Origin of the sequence: Streptomyces sp. 2P-4 (genome assembly GCF_030167965.1) — a bacterium.
Lineage (GTDB): Bacteria > Actinomycetota > Actinomycetes > Streptomycetales > Streptomycetaceae > Streptomyces > Streptomyces globosus_A.
In genome coordinates this window covers 5447482-5464910 of record NZ_CP095011.1, presented here as the reverse complement: position 1 = coordinate 5464910, position 17429 = coordinate 5447482, and the positions used below count along the sequence as shown (strand labels likewise).

Annotated in this window: 19 protein-coding genes and 1 riboswitch; of the genes, 9 read left to right on the top strand and 10 right to left on the bottom strand. The window is 75.1% G+C overall.

All coding sequences use genetic code 11. The annotated features are described in order from the left end of the window. Nucleotides 1–218: 218 nt before the first annotated feature. The 4 genes from MUK52_RS24215 (at nucleotide 219) to MUK52_RS24200 (ending at nucleotide 3124) form a co-directional block, all read left to right on the top strand. Nucleotides 219–1190: a DEDDh family exonuclease gene (locus tag MUK52_RS24215; protein WP_114058844.1), complete on the top strand. Its 972-nt coding sequence runs from the start codon at nucleotides 219–221 to the stop codon at nucleotides 1188–1190. Nucleotides 1191–1253: 63 nt separating this feature from the next. After that, the gene (locus MUK52_RS24210) at nucleotides 1254–1487 is read left to right on the top strand and encodes a metallothionein (protein WP_114057021.1); all 234 of its coding nucleotides are present in this window, start codon (nucleotides 1254–1256) and stop codon (nucleotides 1485–1487) included. A 73-nt stretch (nucleotides 1488–1560) separates the two neighbouring features. Beyond that, nucleotides 1561–2358: an SURF1 family cytochrome oxidase biogenesis protein gene (locus MUK52_RS24205; RefSeq protein ID WP_284579981.1), complete on the top strand. Its 798-nt coding sequence runs from the start codon at nucleotides 1561–1563 to the stop codon at nucleotides 2356–2358. 10 nt (nucleotides 2359–2368) lie between these two features. Further along, nucleotides 2369–3124, top strand: a complete 756-nt coding sequence (locus tag MUK52_RS24200; RefSeq protein WP_114057023.1) for an SDR family oxidoreductase — start codon at nucleotides 2369–2371, stop codon at nucleotides 3122–3124. A 57-nt stretch (nucleotides 3125–3181) separates the two neighbouring features. Here the strand turns inward: MUK52_RS24200 and amaP are convergent, their stop codons facing one another. The 8 genes from amaP to MUK52_RS24160 all read right to left on the bottom strand — a co-directional run bounded on the left by amaP (nucleotide 3182) and on the right by MUK52_RS24160 (nucleotide 8742). Further along, a complete protein-coding gene (gene amaP, locus MUK52_RS24195) occupies nucleotides 3182–3739 on the bottom strand; it encodes an alkaline shock response membrane anchor protein AmaP (protein WP_342777126.1) in 558 nt (185 codons plus the stop codon). Between the two features lie 5 nt (nucleotides 3740–3744). Next, nucleotides 3745–4395 carry a DUF6286 domain-containing protein gene (locus MUK52_RS24190; protein ID WP_114057025.1) on the bottom strand — a complete coding sequence of 217 codons (651 nt, stop codon included), beginning with the start codon at nucleotides 4393–4395 and terminating at the stop codon, nucleotides 3745–3747. Continuing rightward, nucleotides 4392–4784 (bottom strand): Asp23/Gls24 family envelope stress response protein, encoded by a 393-nt coding sequence (locus MUK52_RS24185; RefSeq protein ID WP_114057026.1) that lies wholly within the window; start codon nucleotides 4782–4784, stop codon nucleotides 4392–4394. The genes MUK52_RS24190 and MUK52_RS24185 overlap by 4 nt, the downstream gene beginning before the upstream one ends. After that, entirely contained in the window at nucleotides 4781–4972 is a 192-nt protein-coding gene (locus MUK52_RS24180) for a hypothetical protein (protein ID WP_114057027.1), read from the bottom strand. The genes MUK52_RS24185 and MUK52_RS24180 overlap by 4 nt, the downstream gene beginning before the upstream one ends. Before the next feature lie 12 nt (nucleotides 4973–4984). After that, the gene (locus MUK52_RS24175; protein ID WP_114057028.1) at nucleotides 4985–5416 is read right to left on the bottom strand and encodes an Asp23/Gls24 family envelope stress response protein; all 432 of its coding nucleotides are present in this window, start codon (nucleotides 5414–5416) and stop codon (nucleotides 4985–4987) included. Nucleotides 5417–5624: 208 nt separating this feature from the next. Then, on the bottom strand, nucleotides 5625–6404 hold the full coding sequence (locus MUK52_RS24170) for an enoyl-CoA hydratase/isomerase family protein (RefSeq protein ID WP_114057029.1): 780 nt from the start codon (nucleotides 6402–6404) through the stop codon (nucleotides 5625–5627). Nucleotides 6405–6568: 164 nt separating this feature from the next. Beyond that, on the bottom strand, nucleotides 6569–6790 hold the full coding sequence (locus MUK52_RS24165) for a helix-turn-helix domain-containing protein (protein ID WP_284579975.1): 222 nt from the start codon (nucleotides 6788–6790) through the stop codon (nucleotides 6569–6571). A 353-nt stretch (nucleotides 6791–7143) separates the two neighbouring features. After that, on the bottom strand, nucleotides 7144–8742 hold the full coding sequence (locus tag MUK52_RS24160; RefSeq protein WP_114057030.1) for an ABC-F family ATP-binding cassette domain-containing protein: 1599 nt from the start codon (nucleotides 8740–8742) through the stop codon (nucleotides 7144–7146). Between the two features lie 206 nt (nucleotides 8743–8948). On the opposite strand from MUK52_RS24160, the gene ypfJ reads away from it, so the two are divergent. Next, the gene (gene ypfJ / locus MUK52_RS24155) at nucleotides 8949–9836 is read left to right on the top strand and encodes a KPN_02809 family neutral zinc metallopeptidase (protein WP_114057031.1); all 888 of its coding nucleotides are present in this window, start codon (nucleotides 8949–8951) and stop codon (nucleotides 9834–9836) included. A 163-nt stretch (nucleotides 9837–9999) separates the two neighbouring features. Here ypfJ and MUK52_RS24150 read toward each other — a convergent pair whose 3' ends face one another. Together MUK52_RS24150 and MUK52_RS24145 are read right to left on the bottom strand one after the other, a co-directional pair. Further along, complete coding sequence (locus MUK52_RS24150) at nucleotides 10000–11427, bottom strand: hypothetical protein (RefSeq protein WP_428985451.1); 1428 nt, start codon at nucleotides 11425–11427, stop codon at nucleotides 10000–10002. A 148-nt stretch (nucleotides 11428–11575) separates the two neighbouring features. Continuing rightward, nucleotides 11576–12706: an alpha/beta hydrolase gene (locus tag MUK52_RS24145; RefSeq protein ID WP_284579972.1), complete on the bottom strand. Its 1131-nt coding sequence runs from the start codon at nucleotides 12704–12706 to the stop codon at nucleotides 11576–11578. A 364-nt stretch (nucleotides 12707–13070) separates the two neighbouring features. On the opposite strand from MUK52_RS24145, the gene MUK52_RS24140 reads away from it, so the two are divergent. From MUK52_RS24140 to MUK52_RS24125, 4 genes are all read left to right on the top strand, one after another. After that, a complete protein-coding gene (locus MUK52_RS24140) occupies nucleotides 13071–14330 on the top strand; it encodes an inorganic phosphate transporter (RefSeq protein WP_114057032.1) in 1260 nt (419 codons plus the stop codon). A 23-nt stretch (nucleotides 14331–14353) separates the two neighbouring features. Next, nucleotides 14354–14575: a hypothetical protein gene (locus tag MUK52_RS24135; RefSeq protein WP_114057033.1), complete on the top strand. Its 222-nt coding sequence runs from the start codon at nucleotides 14354–14356 to the stop codon at nucleotides 14573–14575. A 158-nt stretch (nucleotides 14576–14733) separates the two neighbouring features. Next, nucleotides 14734–14825: riboswitch (cobalamin riboswitch) on the top strand. 57 nt (nucleotides 14826–14882) lie between these two features. Continuing rightward, the gene (locus MUK52_RS24130) at nucleotides 14883–15842 is read left to right on the top strand and encodes a cobalamin biosynthesis protein (protein ID WP_114057034.1); all 960 of its coding nucleotides are present in this window, start codon (nucleotides 14883–14885) and stop codon (nucleotides 15840–15842) included. After that, nucleotides 15839–17362 carry a cobyric acid synthase gene (locus tag MUK52_RS24125; RefSeq protein ID WP_284579967.1) on the top strand — a complete coding sequence of 508 codons (1524 nt, stop codon included), beginning with the start codon at nucleotides 15839–15841 and terminating at the stop codon, nucleotides 17360–17362. The genes MUK52_RS24130 and MUK52_RS24125 overlap by 4 nt, the downstream gene beginning before the upstream one ends. Nucleotides 17363–17429 lie beyond the last annotated feature (67 nt).

Sequence of the window (17429 nt, the reverse complement as noted above, 5' to 3'; positions counted from 1 at the left end):
GCCGCCGCTAGAGGTTGTTACCGATCGGTATCCATCGGGGTTACCACCGGTTCGCGGCGGGCGCCGCGGACGGTCCGGACCGGCCTCCCGGGCGGCCTGCGGCGCGGAGCACGCGGGGGGCCGGGGGCTGACGGGGCGACAGGCCGGCGGCCGCGGAGGCGGACCGGGCGCCGCCGCGGGGGCGGGGGTGTCGGCGGGGGCCGATATCCTCTGTGACCATGCTCGACGACCGCACGACCGCAGAGACGACGTGGCCGGCCTCCTACCCCACCGGGTACGCGGTCGTCGACGTGGAGACGACCGGCCTCGCCCGCGACGACCGCATAGTCTCCGCAGCCGTCTACCGGCTCGACGCGCAGGGCGATGTGGAGGACCACTGGTACACGCTGGTCAACCCGCAGCGGGACCCGGGGCCGGTGTGGATCCACGGGCTGACCGGTGACATGCTCCGGGACGCGCCCCTCTTCGCGGACATCGCGGAGGAGTTCGCGAGCCGGCTCGACGGCCGGGTGCTCGTCGCGCACAACGCCATGTTCGACTGGCAGATGATCGCCCGCGAGTACGCGCGCGCCTCCGCGGCCGTCCCGGTCCGCCAGCGGCTGTGCACCATCGCCCTGTCGAAGGAGCTCGACCTCCCGCTGCCCAACCACAAGCTGGCCTCCCTCGCCGCGCACTTCGGGGTGGTCCAGGAGCACGCCCACCACGCCCTCGACGACGCCCGCGTCCTCGCCGAGGCGTTCCGCCCCTCGCTGCACGCGGCGGCCGCGGGAGGGGTGCGGCTGCCGCTGCTGGAGTGCCGCCCCCTGACGGAGTGGTCGGACTCCCCCGCCCCCGCGCGGATCGGCCGGCAGGCCTCGTACCGGGGCTCCTCCTGGCGGCCCGCACGCAAGCGGCCGGCCTGCCCGCACCCCAACCCGGGGCGCTTCGAGGACGGCAAGCCGCTCAAGCAGGGCATGCGGGTCGCCTTCTCGGGCGACACGTCCGTCGACCGCGAACTGCTGGAGGACCGCGCGGTGGAGGCCGGCCTGCACGTCGCGACGAGTGTGTCGCGGCTCACGAGCCTCCTCGTGACGAACGACCCCGACGCGGCGACCTCCAAGGTCGCCAAGGCGAGGGCGTACGGCACCCCCGTGGTCGACGAGGCGGCCTTCGCCCAGCTCCTGCGGGACGTGGCTGCGGCAGACGGGTGAGCCTCCGGCGACTCGCCCCGCGCCCGCTTCCGCGGCCCGCCCCGCGGACCCACCCTGTGGCGCATGGCACGTTGTGAGGTCTGCGGAAACGATTACGGCATGTCCTTCGAGGTCCATGCCCAGGGCGCGGTTCACGTCTTCGACTGCTTCGCCTGCGCCATCCACCGCATGGCGCCCATCTGCGAGCACTGCCGGGTCCAGATCATCGGGCAGGGCGTCGAGGTCGAGGGCCAGTGGTTCTGCGGGGCGCACTGCGCCCGCGCGGAGGGGAGGGTGGGCATCGTCGACCGCGTGTGACGTTCGCGGCACCGGTGCCCCGGACGGCCACCCGGCCGCCGGGGCCCCCTCCGCTGCGGGTACCGTCGGGGGCGTGTACCGCTTCGTCCTGACCCGGCAGTGGGTGTGCCTCACCCTCGTCGCCCTCGTCCTCATCCCCGTGATGGTCAAGCTCGGGTTCTGGCAGTACCACCGGCACGAGCGCCGGGTCGCGCAGAACGAGCTGATCGAGGCGAACCTGGCCGCCGAGCCGGTGCCCGTAGCCTCCGTCACCTCGCCCGGCCACCGCGTCCCGCGGGCCGACTGGTGGCGGGCCGTCACCGCCACCGGGACGTACGACACCGCGCACGAGGTCGTCGTCCGCATGCGGACCTCCAAGGACGACCGGATCGGCTTCCACGTGCTGACCCCCCTCCTGCTGGCCGACGGCCGGGCGGTGCTCGTCAACCGCGGCTGGGTGCCCGGCGGCGCGGACTCCCGCTCCCACCCGCAGGTTCCGCCGCCGCCGGCGGGCGAGGTGACCGTCACGGGCCGCCTCAAGGCCGACGAGACCAGCGGCCGCAGCGGCATCAAGGACCGCAAGGGGCTCCCGGACCGCCAGGTGATGCTCATCAACAGCGGGCAGCAGGCCGAGGCCCTGGGCCGGCCCGTGCTGGGCGGCTACCTCGAACTGACCGGCCCGCTGCCGGCCGGCGGCGCGCCGGAGGGCATCGGCGATCCCGACCACGACTCGATCGGCGCCCACATGGCGTACGCGGTGCAGTGGTGGCTGTTCGCGGCGGGGGTCCCCGTCGGCTGGGCCGTCCTGGTGCGGCGCGAGCGGCGCGACCGGGAGGCCGCCGCCCGGGCGGAGGCGGAGACCGCCGGGCGGGAGACGGCTCCGGCGGCGTAGGGTCTGCCGCATGGATCTTGGACTGAAGGACCGTGTCTACATCGTCACCGGAGCCACCCGCGGGCTCGGCCTCGCGGCGGCCCGCGAGCTGGCGGCCGACGGGGCGAAGGTGGTGCTGACGGGCCGGGACCCGGAGCGCGCCGCCGCGGCCGCGGCCGGCCTCGGAGCGAACGCGGTCGGAGTCGGCGCCGACAACGCCGATCCGCAGAGCGCCGCCCGGCTCGTCGCCGCGGCGAAGGCGCACTTCGGACGGCTCGACGGCATCCTGATCAGCGTCGGCGGCCCGGCGCCCGGCAGGACCGCGGACAACACCGACGAGCAGTGGACCGCCGCCTTCGAGACGGTGTTCCTCGGCGCCGTGCGGCTCGCGCGGACCGCCGCGGCCGAGCTCGGCGAGGGCGGCGTCATCGCGTTCGTCCTGTCCGGCTCCGTGCACGAGCCGATCCCCGGGCTGACCATCTCCAACGGGCTGCGGCCCGGCCTGGCGGGCTTCGCGAAGTCGCTGTCGGTCGAGCTCGGGCCGAAGGGCGTCCGGGTCCTCGGCCTGCTGCCCGCCCGGATCGACACCGACCGCGTCCGGGAGCTGGACGCCCTGTCGGGGGACGCGGCCGCGGCGCGCGCCGCGAACGAGGCCCGCATCCCGCTGGGGCGCTACGGCACCCCGGAGGAGTTCGGCCGGACCGCGGCGTTCATGCTCTCGCCCGCGGCCTCCTACCTGACGGGCGTCATGCTGCCGGTCGACGGCGGGTTCCGGCACGGCTTCTGACGGGCCGGCCGCGCGGCCCCCGGGCCCGTCCCGTCCGGCTGCGGCGGGCGTACCGCGTCAGGCGACCCTGCGGGCCCGGTGCGCCGGCACGCCGAAGCGGACGTCCGCCGCCAGGGAGGGCAGCCCCGACGAGGCGCGCGCCCGGCCGAGCACCGGCCCGGCCACTGCGGCCAGCACGTCCGCGGGCACGGCGTGCGGCTCCAGGTCCAGCAGGAGCCGCAGGCCGGGGGCGCCGCGGCGGCGCCGCAGGGAGACCCTGCACCGCGCGACCCCCTCCAGCGCGCCGGCCTCGGCGGCCACCGCCTCCTCCAGCGCCCGCCCGCGCAGCACCGCGAAGGCGCCGTCGCCGGTGTCGACGGCCACCGACGGCAGCCGCCGGCTCCGCAGCTGGGACAGCAGCCACCACAGCGCGAGCAGGACGCACACCGCGAGGCCCGCGTAGACCGCCCACTGCGTCCAGCCCTCGACCGGCCAGAGGCGGTTGCGCGTCGGCGCGGCCAGCAGCGGCCGGTACCGCCCGCCGAGCGGCGGCGCGGCCGCGAACACCACGGCCGCGGCGGCGAGGAGCAGCAGCCCGGCGAGGCCGAGCAGGATCCGGTTGACCGTCCCGAGCACCGGCTTCACCTCTTCCCGGCCGCGGCCCTCGCGACCCGGACCCGCGGGTGCGGCGGGTGCGCGAGGGCCAGTTCGCCGATGCCTGAAGCGAGGACCCGCTCCAGGTCGGCCCGTACGTCGTCCAGTTCGCGGAAGTGCGAGGTGGCGGCCACGGCGACGCGGCGCCGGCGGACCCGGACCTTCGCGGACCGCACGCCCGGCACCTCCATGACGCGGTCCCGGAGCACCCGGGCGGCGTCCCGGCGGCCGATCCCGGCCCGGACCGCGTCGGCGGGGGCCCCGCCGCTGTCACCGGCCGCCTCCGCCGCGGGCTTCTGCGCCGGCTCCTGCGCGGGCTCCGGCGCCGGGGGCAGCATCATCAGCACACGGCGCAGCCCGGGAGCGAGGGCCAGCAGCAGGAGCACGGCCCCGATCACGGCCAGGACACCGGCGGCCACGAGCACTTCGGGGTCGGCGGGTGCGTACCGTCCGAGGGCGTCCGCGAGGGCGCGGCGCCACTGCAGCGCGGACCGCCCGGCCTGTACGGCGGCCAGGTCGTACAGGAGCAGGCCGGCCGCGGCGAGCAGGGCGAGTGCGAGGAGCGCGGCGGGGAGCCGCCGCGCCGACCGGAACCGCCGGACCGGGCGCCGCGGGGCCGGCGAGGCGGGTGCCGTCACCGCGGCTTCCGTTGCAGGGCGGCGCCGGGCGTGCCCGGCGGGTGCAGTTGCTCGATGTCGATGTCGACCTCCGGGACGGACATGGCGGCGCACTCCTCGATGCGGCGGACGACCCGGCTTCGGACGGCGGCGCACTGGGCGCCGAGGTCGGAAGGGTAGCCGAGCTCCAGGCTGATGCGGACCCGCGCGACGTCGTGGTGGACGGTGACCGTGGCGTGCGGGGCGGCGGGCTGCCCCCGGCCCGCGATCCGCGGCTGCCCGCCGGAACCGCGGGCCAGCGCCTCGCGCGCGGCCTGGGCGGCGATCTTCGCGACGACCCGGTCGGCGATGTGGGTCGCCCCGCGCTCGGCGGGCGGGACCGGGGGCGGCGTCGGCCGCGGTGTGCTCACCGGGGCCCCCTGCCGTGGCCGCGCGGCCGGAACAGTTCGCCGGGGTCGAGGTCCCCGTCCAGGAAGCGGCCGGCGACGAAACCGACCGCGCCCAGGGCTGCGACCAGCAGAAACGCCCCGAAACCGCCGAAGTATCCGGCGAAGGCGAGGGCCATGCCGGCGAAGAGGCCGACGACAGCCATCCTCATGCGGCCTCCTTCCTACTGGATCCGGGGCTCCGGCTCGTCGTCGGGGTCGTCGGGCAGTTTGACGTCGCTGACGGCGATGTTGACCTCGACGACCTCCAGGCCCGTCATCCGCTCGACGGATGCGATGACGTTCTCCCGGACGGCGCCGGCGACGTCGCGGATGGCCACGCCGTACTCGACGACGATCTCCAGGTCGAGGGCGGTCTGCACTTCGCCGACCTCGGCCTTGACGCCCCGCGTGACGGACTGCTTGGACCCGCCGGGAACGCGTTCGCGGACGGCTCCGATAGTGCGGGACATACCGCTGCCGCTGCCCATGGCGTGGACGCCGTCGACCTCGCGGGCCGCCATTCCGGCGATCTTCTCGACCACGCCGTCGGCAATGCTCGTACGGCCGCGTTCCGCGGGAGCGCGGGCGGCGCCCCCGACTGAGGATTCACTCATCGCAGATCCCTTCGGGCGGATTGATCCCCTTTGCACCACCGTAAGCGCGGCGGCGCGAAGGCGCTCCGGGACTACGCCGGACGGCTGGATGCGTCCGGCGGCCTCAGTCGGCCTTGAGGTCGGAGCGTGATCCGCGACAGGGCCCGTGCGGCCGCGGCCGGTCCCGGCACGGGGGTGCGGGACCGGCGGGGCCGTTCGGGAGGCGAGGTCAGTCGGAGAGGCCGGCCAGGTCGCGCAGGCGGCGGGCCTGGGCGGCGCGCTCGGCGGCGCGCTGCTCGTCGTGGCTGCGGGACTGGGCCTCGCGCAGCAGGGCCTTGGTCTCGATGACGGCGTCGCGCGGCGGGGCGACGAGGGCCGTGGTGAGGTCCCTGACCGCGGCGTCGAGTTCGTCCGCGGGCACGACGAGGTTGGCGAGCCCGATCCGCTCGGCCTCCTCGGCGTGCACGAAGCGGCCCGTCGCGCAGATCTCCAGCGCGCGGGCGTAGCCGACGAGCGAGGTCAGGGGCTGTGTCCCGGCCAGGTCGGGCACGAGTCCGAGGCTGGTCTCGCGCATGGCGAACTGCACGTCGTCGGCGACGACGCGGAGGTCGCAGGCCAGCGCGAGCTGGAAGCCGGCGCCGATGGCGTGGCCCTGCACGGCGGCGATGGAGACGATGTCGTTGCGCCGCCACCAGGTGAACGCCTCCTGGTATGCGGCGATGGTGGAGTCGAGCACCTCGTCCGACCCGCGGGCGAGGTCGAGGAAGGACGGTTCGCCCTCGAAGCCCTCGGGGGTGAACGCCTGCCGGTCGAGCCCCGCGGAGAAGGACCTGCCCTCACCGCGCAGTACCACGACCCGGACGGTGCCGGGCAGCGACCGTCCGGCCTCCGTCAACGCCCGCCAGAGCGCAGGGGACTGGGCGTTCCGCTTGGCCGGATTGGTCAGTGTCACCGTGGCGACGGCGTCGTCCACGGTGAGCCGTACGCCGTCCTTGTCGAGCAGAGCCATCTGGGTGCCTCCGGTGTGCAGTCGGCCGCGGTGTCGGCCTAAGTGACTGCACAGTAACCACCCGGTCGGCCGTTCGACCGGCCGGGGGGTCACCGAAGGAACCGCGGTGCAGGCATGAAGGCGCCGCTGGTCCGGACCCCGGACCTGCGGCCGGGGTCACCGATTCAGGTCGAAGCCGCTTTCTTGCCGCGCGTCGCGCCACCGCGGCCGCGCAGCACGACTCCGGACTCGCTGAGCATCCGGTGGACGAACCCGTAGGACCGGCCGGTTTCCTCGGCCAGCGCCCGGATGCTCGCACCGGAGTCGTACTTCTTCTTCAGGTCTGCCGCGAGCTTGTCGCGCGCGGCGCCGGTCACCCGGCTGCCCTTCTTCAGAGTCTCGGCCACCCGTGCCTCCTCATGGGAAGTGCGCTCTGGACTTCTCATGATCACCCCTCCCCGGCTTCCTGGCCACCCATTCAGCAAGGTCGGTACGACGGCATTTCCCGGGGCGTGGACACCCAAGCGGAACGGAACTCCTGCTTCCGATGCATGACGTCCGTCACATCCGCCCGACGGCGCGAGGAATCTCCAGGTCAGGAGCGGCACACAGGAAAAACGAAGCCCCGGCGCGGCACCGCGTGCGGCGCGACCGGGGGCATCGTCCAGAGCACAGCGGTACGAAACCGTCTCACTCAGATGATGGAGAAAGACCTGGGCCGAATGATCGACAAGGAACTGGATCAGTCCGCGGCCGGGGGTCAGGCGAGGGCGACGAGGTCCCGGTAGTCCGGGCCCCACAGGTCCTCCACGCCGTCCGGGAGCAGGATGATCCGCTCCGGCTCCAGCGCGTCGACCGCCCCCTCGTCGTGCGTGACGAGGATGACGGCGCCCTTGTAGGTGCGCAGCGCGCCGAGGATCTCCTCACGGCTGGCCGGGTCGAGGTTGTTGGTGGGCTCGTCGAGGAGGAGCACGTTCGCCGAGGAGACGACCAGCGTCGCGAGCGCGAGGCGGGTCTTCTCACCGCCGGAGAGCACCCCGGCCGGCTTGTCCACGTCGTCGCCGGAGAACAGGAACGAGCCGAGCGTCTTGCGGACGTCGACCAGATCCAGGTCCGGCGCTGCGGAGCGCATGTTCTCCAACACCGTGCGGTCCGGGTCGAGGGTCTCGTGCTCCTGTGCGTAGTACCCGAGCTTGAGGCCGTGGCCGGGGGTGACGGCGCCGGTGTCGGGCTTCTCCGCGCCCGCCAGCAGGCGCAGCAGGGTCGTCTTGCCGGCGCCGTTGAGGCCGAGGATGACGACGCGGGAGCCCTTGTCGATGGCCAGGTCGACGTCGGTGAAGATCTCCAGCGAGCCGTATGACTTCGACAGGCCCTCGGCGGTCAGCGGGGTCTTGCCGCAGGGCGCCGGATCCGGGAAGCGCAGCTTGGCGACCTTGTCCTGGGCGCGCACGGCCTCCAGGCCGGACAGCAGGCGGTCGGCGCGCTTGGCCATGTTCTGCGCGGCGACGGTCTTGGTGGCCTTGGCGCGCATCTTGTCGGCCTGGGCGTTGAGGGCCGCGGCCTTCTTCTCGGCGTTCTGGCGCTCGCGCTTGCGGCGCTTCTCGTCGGCCTCGCGCTGCTGCTGGTAGAGCTTCCAGCCCATGTTGTAGACGTCGATGACCGAGCGGTTGGCGTCCAGGTAGAAGACCTTGTTGACGACCGTCTCGACGAGGTCGACGTCGTGGGAGATCACGATGAAGCCGCCGCGGTACGTCTTCAGGTAGTCCCGCAGCCAGATGATCGAGTCGGCGTCGAGGTGGTTGGTCGGCTCGTCGAGGAGCAGCGTGTCGGCGTCCGAGAAGAGGATCCGGGCGAGCTCGACGCGGCGGCGCTGACCGCCGGAGAGGGTGTGCAGGGGCTGCCCGAGGACGCGGTCGGGCAGGCCGAGGGCGGCCGAGATGGTCGCGGCCTCGGACTCGGCTGCGTACCCGCCCTTGGTGAGGAACTCGGTCTCCTGGCGCTCGTACTGGCGCAGGGCCTTCTCGCGGGTGGCGCCCGAGCCGGTGGCGATGCGGTCCTCGTTGGCGCGCATCTTCCTGATCAGCACGTCGAGGCCGCGGGCCGAGAGGATCCGGTCGCGGGCGAGGACGTCGAGGTCGCCGGTGCGCGGGTCCTGCGGCAGGTAGCCGACCTCGCCCGAGCGGGTGATGCTGCCCGCGGCGGGCTGCCCCTCCCCTGCGAGGCACTTGGTGAGGGTGGTCTTGCCGGCTCCGTTGCGGCCGACCAGGCCGATGCGGTCGCCCTTGGCGACGCGGAAGGAAGCGGACTCGATGAGGATGCGGGCGCCGGCGCGCAGCTCGATGCCGGTGGCGGTGATCACGGAAATACTCCAGGGCGGTGGGAACGGCGGAAGGGGGCGGGGGCGAGCTTCGACGCCGCTAATCCGCGAGGAGATTTGCCATGGAGGTCAGTCTACCGGGGGTGCGCAACCACTTTTCGGGCCGCCGGGCCCGGAGCGCGTGCCGGCGGGAACGGGGCCATACTCGTCGCAGGGGCGGCGGCCGGTGGACGCGAGGGCGGTGCTGCATGCAGTTCGACGACGACGCCAGGCTCGACACCTCCGGAGTCAAGGACCTGCGCGGGCGCCGCATCCCCGGAGGGCGGGCGACGGTCGGCGGCGGCATCGCCGGGATCCTCGCACTCGTGATCGGCCTGCTCTTCGGCGTCGGGCCCGACCAGCTCGGGCTGACCGGCGAACCCGAGCCGGGCGCTGGTGCCGCGACGGTCGGCGAGGTGCAGAGGTCCTGCCTGACCGGGCGGGACGCCAACACCCGCGAGGACTGCCGGACGGCCGCGGTCGTGCGGAGCGCGCAGGACTTCTGGGGCCAGGAGTTCGCCCGGCGCTCCGGACGCTACTCCCCCGCCTCGACGGTGCTCTTCACCGGCCGCGTGGACAGCGCGTGCGGGAGCGCCACGGCCGCGGTGGGCCCGTTCTACTGCCCGGCCGACCGGCAGGTCTACCTGGACATGGACTTCTTCGACGACCTGCGGACCAGGCTCGGCGCCACCGGCGGGCCCTTCGCGCAGGCGTACGTCGTCGCCCACGAGTACGGGCACCACGTGCAGAACCTGACGGGCACCCTCCGACGGGCCGAGGACGGCCGGCAGGGCGCGGGCAGCAACGCGGTGCGGACCGAGCTGCAGGCCGACTGCTACGCCGGGGTGTGGGCCCGCAACGCGGTCCGCACCCCCGACTCGGCCACGGGCCGGCCCCTGCTGCGCGCGGTGACCGGGCAGGACATCGCCGAGGCGCTCGACGCGGCGGCCGCGGTCGGCGACGACCGCATCCAGGCGCGCTACGAGGGCCGGGTCAACCCGGAATCCTGGACCCACGGGTCCGCCCGCGAGCGGCAGCAGTGGTTCTCCGAGGGCTACCGGACGGGCGACATGGCCCGCTGCGACACGTTCCGCTGACCCGGGGCGCCACGGCCGCCTCGGCGCGGCCCGAAGCCGCCGCCGGGGGACGGGGGCTTCGGGGCCGCTGCGCGGAGCCGGTTCCCCGGCCCGCCCGGGCGCTCACACGCCGCGCGGGCCTGACACCGCCCCGCCGGCGCTTCGGGCGCGGGGGCAGCCCGGGTCATTCGCCGCCCGTGTGGACCTGGAACGCGGCCCGGCGGACCGCCTTGGCCAGGGACGGGTCCGGGTGGGCGGCGGCCAGGGCGACGAGGACCTGCACCGTGCGGGGGTGGCCGACGGCGCGGACCTCCTCCAGGAGCCTCGGCACGGTGGTCCGCACCGCCGAGTCCAGGTGGCGGGCCAGCAGCTCCGCCTCCCCGTGGTCGGCGATGGCGGCGGCGGTGTCCACCCAGAGCCAGGTGGACTCCTCGGGGGTGAGCACGTCCTGGGCCTCGTCGGGGTCGACGCCGTCGTGCTCGGCTAGCCAGAGCAGCGCGTACGGCCGCAGGGCGGGCTCCCGGGAGGCGGCCCGGACCTCGGGTTCGGCGGGGGCGCCGACGACGCGGAGTGCCTCGAAGGCGAGGCCGCGCAGGAGGGCGTCGTCGCCGCGGGCGGCGTCCAGCAGTTCGGCGACGGCGTGGCCCACGGGCCGGGCGGCAAGCCAGGCCCGGTACTCGGCGCGGGCCGGGCCGGGGGTCAGTCCGGCGCAGCCGTGCAGCATGGCGGCGGCGGACTGCTCGATGTTGCCGGCGGGGCTCTGCGCGGCCACGCAGATCTGCTCCAGCTTGACCCAGACGGCCCAGCTGCCGAGCGGGGTCAGCGAGGCCCGGGCGGGGCCGAGGGCGACGGCGTCGACGGCGGCGAGGCCGCCCAGGGCCCAGCGCAGCAGCCGGGCGAGGGGCCCGGGGCCGGTCGCGGCGTCCCCGGCGGGGTCGGGAGCGGGGGCGGGGGCGGGCTGGGGGCCGTAGGGGACCTCGCACCGCTCGTCCCGGAGTTCCGTGACGCGCTGGCCGAGGAGGTCGAGCAGGTCGGGGACGGTGACGGGGCCGGCGGACAGCTGGAGCAGGGAGAGCAGCTGCGGCATCGCCTCGACGACTTCGGCGACGACCGAGGGTGCGATGTCGGCGGGGGCGGGGTGCACGAGCGACCAGGCGTCGAAGAGGGCGACCCAGCCGCGCAGCACGGCGGTGTCGTCGCGGTCCCAGGCGCGCAGCCGCCAGCCGGGCCGGGCGTGGCCGCCGTGGACCTCGACGAGTCCGGCGAGGCGGGCGCGGTCCCAGCCGGCCCGGATCTGCCCGTGCGTCAGCCGCAGGTCGGCGGCGGCCCGTTCGACGTCCGCGGCGGGCAGCGCGCCGGCCGGTGCGGGCCGGTTGCCGTCGCCCGCGCCGAGGTTGGCCTCGGCCCAGCGGGCGAGCCGCACCGCGTCGGCGAGGGACGCCCGCGCCCGGTGGGCGAGTTCGGCCGTGCCGGGGGTGCCCGCCGGGGGCCGGGAGGCCGGCCGGGTGCGCCGGTCGGTCACCGCCTTGCGGGCGGTCGCGACCGAGCGCGGGGAGACGAGTCGGAGTCTGGAGTCGCGAACCAACTGCTCATCAGGCTTTCGGGACGTCACGGAGGAAGTCTCGCCCGTCACCGGCCGAAAGCCCAAACGGAACCGGCTGCCATCGACAGTCGATACCGGGACAGAGCAGGCATATGCCCTGTCGTCGTGCCCGCGCGGCCCGGGTTCCGGTGCCCTTCACCTCATGGCGGTGAGTCGTTCACATCAGGGGGGTGAGGAAGCGCCGCAGGGCCTCCTCGTACCGCTCGGGGCCGGCGTTCCACATGGCGCCGTGCGGGGCGCCGGGAACCGTCTGGAGGGTGACGAGGTCGGGGCGGGCCGCGGCGAGCCGGCGCGAGGGCTCCCAGGGGGCGATCGTGTCGTCGGGGCCGTGGAAGAGGAGGACGGGGACGCGCAGGGCGCGGGGGTCCTCTCCGGGGGCCCGGTGTCCGGCGCGGAGTCCGGCCCTCCCCTCGGCGGCGCGCACGGCGAGCGGGAGCAGGGGGGCCGGGGTGTGGCGGGCGGCGGCCAGCGCGCGGAGGGTGGCGTGCCAGTCGAGGACGGGCGAGTCGAGGACGAGTCCGCTGATGCGGTCGGCGAGGGCGGAGCGCTCGGCGGTGTGGAGGGCCATGGCGGCGCCGGTGGACCAGCCGTGCAGGATGACGCGGCGGGCGCCGTAGCGCAGGGCGTAGCGGATGGCGGCGTCCACGTCGCGCCACTCGGATTCGCCGAGGTGGCCGAGGCCGTCCGGGGAGGCGGGGGCGCCGAGGTCGCCGCGGTAGGCGAGGGCGAGGACGGGCAGGCCCAGCCGGTGCAGGAGGGGCATGACGACCATGGGGTGCTCGCGTCCGGCGCCGAGGCCGTGGATGGCGATCACCCAGGTGGCGCGGGCGCCGGGGACGAACCAGGCGGGCATGCCGCCGAGCTCGCCGGGGACGTCGACGTCGGCGAATTCGAGTCCGAGCGCGCTGCCCGGGTCGCCGAGGTGGACCTGGGGGGTGAGGGCGACGCGGATGCCGGGGTCGAGGCTGCCGTGGCTGACGGCGAGGAGCCGCCGCACGACGGTGTCGGGGTCGCGGTCGGCCCGGTCGAGGACCTCGCCGACGACGGCGTGGACGCCGGGGGCGGCGAGCCCGTAGGTGCCGGGGCGCAGGGAGGCGAGCGAACGGGTGAGGGCCACCGAGCCAGGGGCGGTGGAGTGGACGGTCAGCCGGGGGCTGCCCGGCAGCGGGCGGCCGGGGGCGGGCCGCAGGGCGGCGTCGGCGGCGAGCCGGCCCGCCGCTGCCGCGGCCGCGCCGGCTCCGAGGAGGGTGGTCGCGACGGCCGCTGCCGTCACCGTGGCGGTACGCACCGCTCCAGTGTCGGACCGGGTGCGCGGACGGGCCACCGGAGGTTCCGTGAGGGGCCGGAAGCGGAACGTGATCGGGGAGGGCTCGGCGTCCGGGCGCGGCCCCGGCGACGAGGGGGCCTGCCGGGTGATGTGGATCACTTCGGGCCGGGTTTCGGAACCTGCGGAGCGACTGCGCGGGGTGTCCGGAGGGGCTCGTTAACCCCGCTTTGACGTGCATTAATCGGGATACATCCCGCTAATGAGGCAGGAACGGGCCGCTCCGGGGGCGGGCCAGTCCACCGCGCCGTCCGCGTCAGTTCATCTTCCGTTCACCCACGTTGCCTACGGTCGCCGAGCCACTGACGCCAAACAGAAGCCTGGGTAAATGGAGCACATAACGCTTCTCCTCGGGATCGTGATCATCACCGCTCTCGTGTTCGACTTCACGAACGGTTTCCACGACACAGCCAACGCGATGGCGACCACCATCTCGACCGGCGCCCTCAAGCCCAAGACGGCGGTGGCCATGTCCGCCGTGCTCAACCTCGTCGGCGCGTTCCTGTCCGTGGAGGTCGCGAAGACGATCTCCAAGGGCCTCGTCAACGAAGAGGGCATCCAGCCGGAAGTGATATACGCCGCGCTCGTCGGCGCGATCCTCTGGAACCTTCTGACCTGGCTGGTCGGACTTCCCTCCAGCTCCTCCCACGCACTGATGGGCGGTCTCATCGGTGCCGCGGTCGCCTCCGCCGGCATCGGCGCCGTCAACGGCGGCACGCTCGTCACGAAGGTCCTCCTCCCCGCGATCGCCGCGCCGATCGTCGCCGGCGTCGCCGCGATGCTGGCCGCCAAGATCACGTACAGGCTCGGCGCGAACGTCGGCGAGAAGACCTCCGCCAAGGGCTACCGGGCCGGCCAGATCGCCTCCGCGGGCCTGGTCTCCCTGGCGCACGGCACCAACGACGCGCAGAAGACGATGGGCATCATCACCCTGGCGCTCATCGCCGGCGGCGCCCTCGCGCCCGACGCCGACCCGCCGGTCTGGGTCATCGTCTCCGCCGGTGTGGCCATCGCGCTCGGCACCTACCTGGGCGGCTGGCGCATCATCCGCACCATGGGCAAGGGCCTGACCGACCTCCAGCCGCAGCAGGGCTTCGCCGCCCAGACCTCGGCCGCGGCCGTGATCCTGTCGTCCTCGAACCTCGGCTTCTCGCTGTCGACGACCCACTCGTGCTCCGGTGCGGTCATGGGCGCCGGCCTCGGCCGCAAGGGCGGCGTGGTCCGCTGGTCCACCGCCACCCGCATGTTCGTCGCGTGGGGCCTGACCCTGCCGGCCGCCGCGCTGGTCTCGGCGCTCGCCGAGCTCGCCATGCGCACCGGTGACGTCGGCATCGCCGCCGTGACGGTCTTCCTCGTCGGCTCCTGCGTGGCCATCTGGCTGGTCTCCCGCCGCCAGGTCGTCGACCACACCAACGTCAACGACCACGGCGACGAGGAGCCCGGTGTGGTCACCACCGCCATCGCGGCCGTCGCAGTGCCGCCGGCCGGTGTCGCGGCCGACGCGGACGCCGACCTGAAGGCCACCATCCCCGCCCCTGCCGCCCACGCGGCCGGCGAGACCCCCGCGGCGCCCGCCGCCGCGGTCTGACGAGCAGAGAAGGTTCAGCCAGCATGAAGATCGACTGGGCAGCCCTGGGCTCCGTCTTCGGAGTCAGCCTCTTCGCCACCGTCGCCCTCGTCGCCCTGTTCACCCTGGGCATGGTGGGCCTGTCCAAGCACGAGGCGGCCACCGACGCGGGCGGCAGCGCCGGCCTGGCCCGCACCGGCGCCTACGCCTGCTTCGCGCTCTGCACCGCCGCCGTGGCGTACGGGATCTACCTGATCGTCGCCTGATCCGCCGCGGGCCCGCCGCCCGCACGCGCACCCAGCTCCCCCCGGGCCCTGCCCGGGGGGAGTTCCCGTATGTACGTCCCCGTTCGGGCTGGTCAACGGCAAGTTGACGGGCCATTGCGGTGCGTGGTGGACTGCCGGAGCCATCACGGCGGCAGCAGAGGAAGTCCGGTGCGAATCCGGCGCGGTCCCGCCACTGTCACCGGGGAGCACGGCCGGCCGTACCGGGCCGGCGCCCCGGGAGCCAGGAACTCTCGCCGCCGGACACGTCGAACCAGGGCGCGGACCCTGAGTGAGGACATACCTGCACATGCGTGCCGATCGCGTTTTCGCGTACGGCGCGACGGCGGGCCTGATCGCCGACCGGATCCTCGGTGATCCGCGCCGCGGGCACCCCGTCGCCGCCTTCGGACGAGCCGCCGCCGCCGTGGAGCGCGCCCTGTGGCGCGACCGGCGGTCCGCCGGCGTGGCGCACGCCGCGGTGTGCGCCGGGGGCGCGGCCGTGCTCGGCGTGCTCGCCGCGCGCGCCGTACGCTCCCGTCCCGCCGCCGCCCGTATCGCCCTGACCGCGGCCGCCACCTGGGCCGTCGTCGGCGGCACCACGCTGGGCCGGGAGGCCCGCGCCATCGGCGGCGCCCTCGCCGCCGGCGACGTGGACGTCGCCCGGGAGCGGCTGCCGCACCTGTGCGGACGCGACCCGCACTCCCTCGACGGGCAGCAGATCGCGCGCGCCGTCGTCGAATCCGTCGCCGAGAACACCTCCGACGCCGTCGTCGGCGCCCTGGTGTGGGGGGCCGTCGCCGGCGTCCCCGGGCTGGCCGCCTTCCGCGCGGTGAACACGCTCGACGCGATGGTCGGCCACAAGTCGCCCCGCCATCTCAACTACGGCTGGGCCTCCGCCCGCCTCGACGACCTCGCCGGCTGGCCCGGGGCCCGGCTGACGGCCCTGGCCGCCGTCGCCGCCGGCCCCGACCGGCGCGGGGCCCTGCGCGCCTGGCGCGCCGACGCCGCCGCCCACCCGAGCCCCAACGCCGGGCCCGTGGAGGCGTCCTTCGCGGGCGCCCTCGGCGTACGGCTCGGCGGCACCCTCGCGTACGGCGGGCGGGTCGAGCACCGGGCCGTGCTGAACGGGGCGTACGGGCGGCCCGTCGAGGTCGCCGACATCGACCGCGCGGTGCGGCTCTCGCAGCGCGTGACCTGGCTGGCACTGGGGGCCTGCGCGGCACTGCGGTACGCCGTGTCGCGCCGCCCGGGGAAGGGGCGCAGATGAGCTCGGGCAGCAGGCCGGCGGGGGGTCTCCTCGTCGCGGGGACGACCTCGGACGCCGGCAAGAGCGTGGTCACGGCGGGCATCTGCCGCTGGCTGGCCCGGCAGGGCGTGAAGGTGGCGCCGTTCAAGGCGCAGAACATGTCGCTGAACTCGTTCGTCACCCGCGAGGGCGCCGAGATCGGGCGGGCGCAGGCCATGCAGGCGCAGGCGGCGGGCGTCGAGCCGACCGCGCTGATGAACCCCGTCCTGCTCAAGCCGGGCAGCGACCGCAGCAGCCAGGTCGTCCTGCTCGGCAAGCCGGTCGGCGAGATGAGCGCCCGCGGCTACCACGGCGGGCGGCAGGAGCAGCTCCTCGGCGTCGTCACCGACTGCCTCGACCGTCTGCGGGGCACGTATGACGCCGTGATCTGCGAGGGGGCCGGCAGCCCGGCCGAGATCAACCTGCGCCGGACCGACATCGTGAACATGGGCATCGCACGGGCCGCCCGCTTCCCGGTCGTCGTGGTCGGGGACATCGACCGGGGCGGCGTCTTCGCCTCGTTCTTCGGGACGACGGCGCTGCTCTCGGCGCAGGACCAGTCCCTCGTCGCCGGCTACCTCGTCAACAAGTTCCGCGGGGACGTCTCCCTGCTGGAGCCCGGGATGGAGATGCTCCGCTCCATGACCGGGCGCGCCACGTACGGCGTGCTGCCGTTCCGGCACGGACTCGGCATCGACGAGGAGGACGGCCTGCGGGTCTCGCTGCGCGGCGCGGTCCGCGAGTCGGCGATCGCGCCGCCGGTCGGCGAGGACGTGCTGCGGGTCGCCGTGTGCGCGGTGCCGCTGATGTCGAACTTCACCGACGTGGACGCGCTGGCGGCCGAGCCGGGTGTGGTCGTGCGCTTCGTGGACCGGGCCGAGGAGCTCGTCGACGCCGACCTCGTCGTCGTCCCCGGGACGCGCGGCACGGTCCGGGCCCTGGAGTGGCTGCGCGAGCGCGGCCTGGCCGCGGAACTCGCCCGGCGGGCCGCGGCCGGGAGGCCCGTACTGGGCATCTGCGGCGGCTTCCAGGCGCTCGGCGAGCACATCGAGGACGACGTCGAGTCCAGGGCCGGGTCCGTGGACGGGCTCGGCCTGCTCCCGGTCCGGGTCCGCTTCGCGCGGGAGAAGACCCTGGCCCGGCCGACCGGCTCGGCGCTGGGCGAGCCCGTCGACGGGTACGAGATCCACCATGGCGTGGCCGAGGTGCTGGGCGGGGAGCCGTTCCTCGACGGGTGCCGCGTGGGCGCCGTGTGGGGCACGCACTGGCACGGCTCCCTGGAGTCCGACGGGTTCCGGCGGGCCTTCCTGCGCGAGGTCGCGGCCGCTGCCGGGCGGCGGTTCACGCCCGCGCCCGACACCTCGTTCGCGGCGCTGCGGGAGGAGCAGCTGGACCTGCTGGGCGATCTGGTCGAGGAGCACGCGGACACCGCCGCGCTGCTCCGCCTGATCGAGTCCGGCGCCCCGGCGGGCCTCCCCTTCCTCCCTCCGGGCGCCCCGTGACCCGGCTGCCCGGCGCCGCCGCGCGCCGGCCCTTCCGATTCGCCTCCGCACCGTTCCCCGCCTTCCG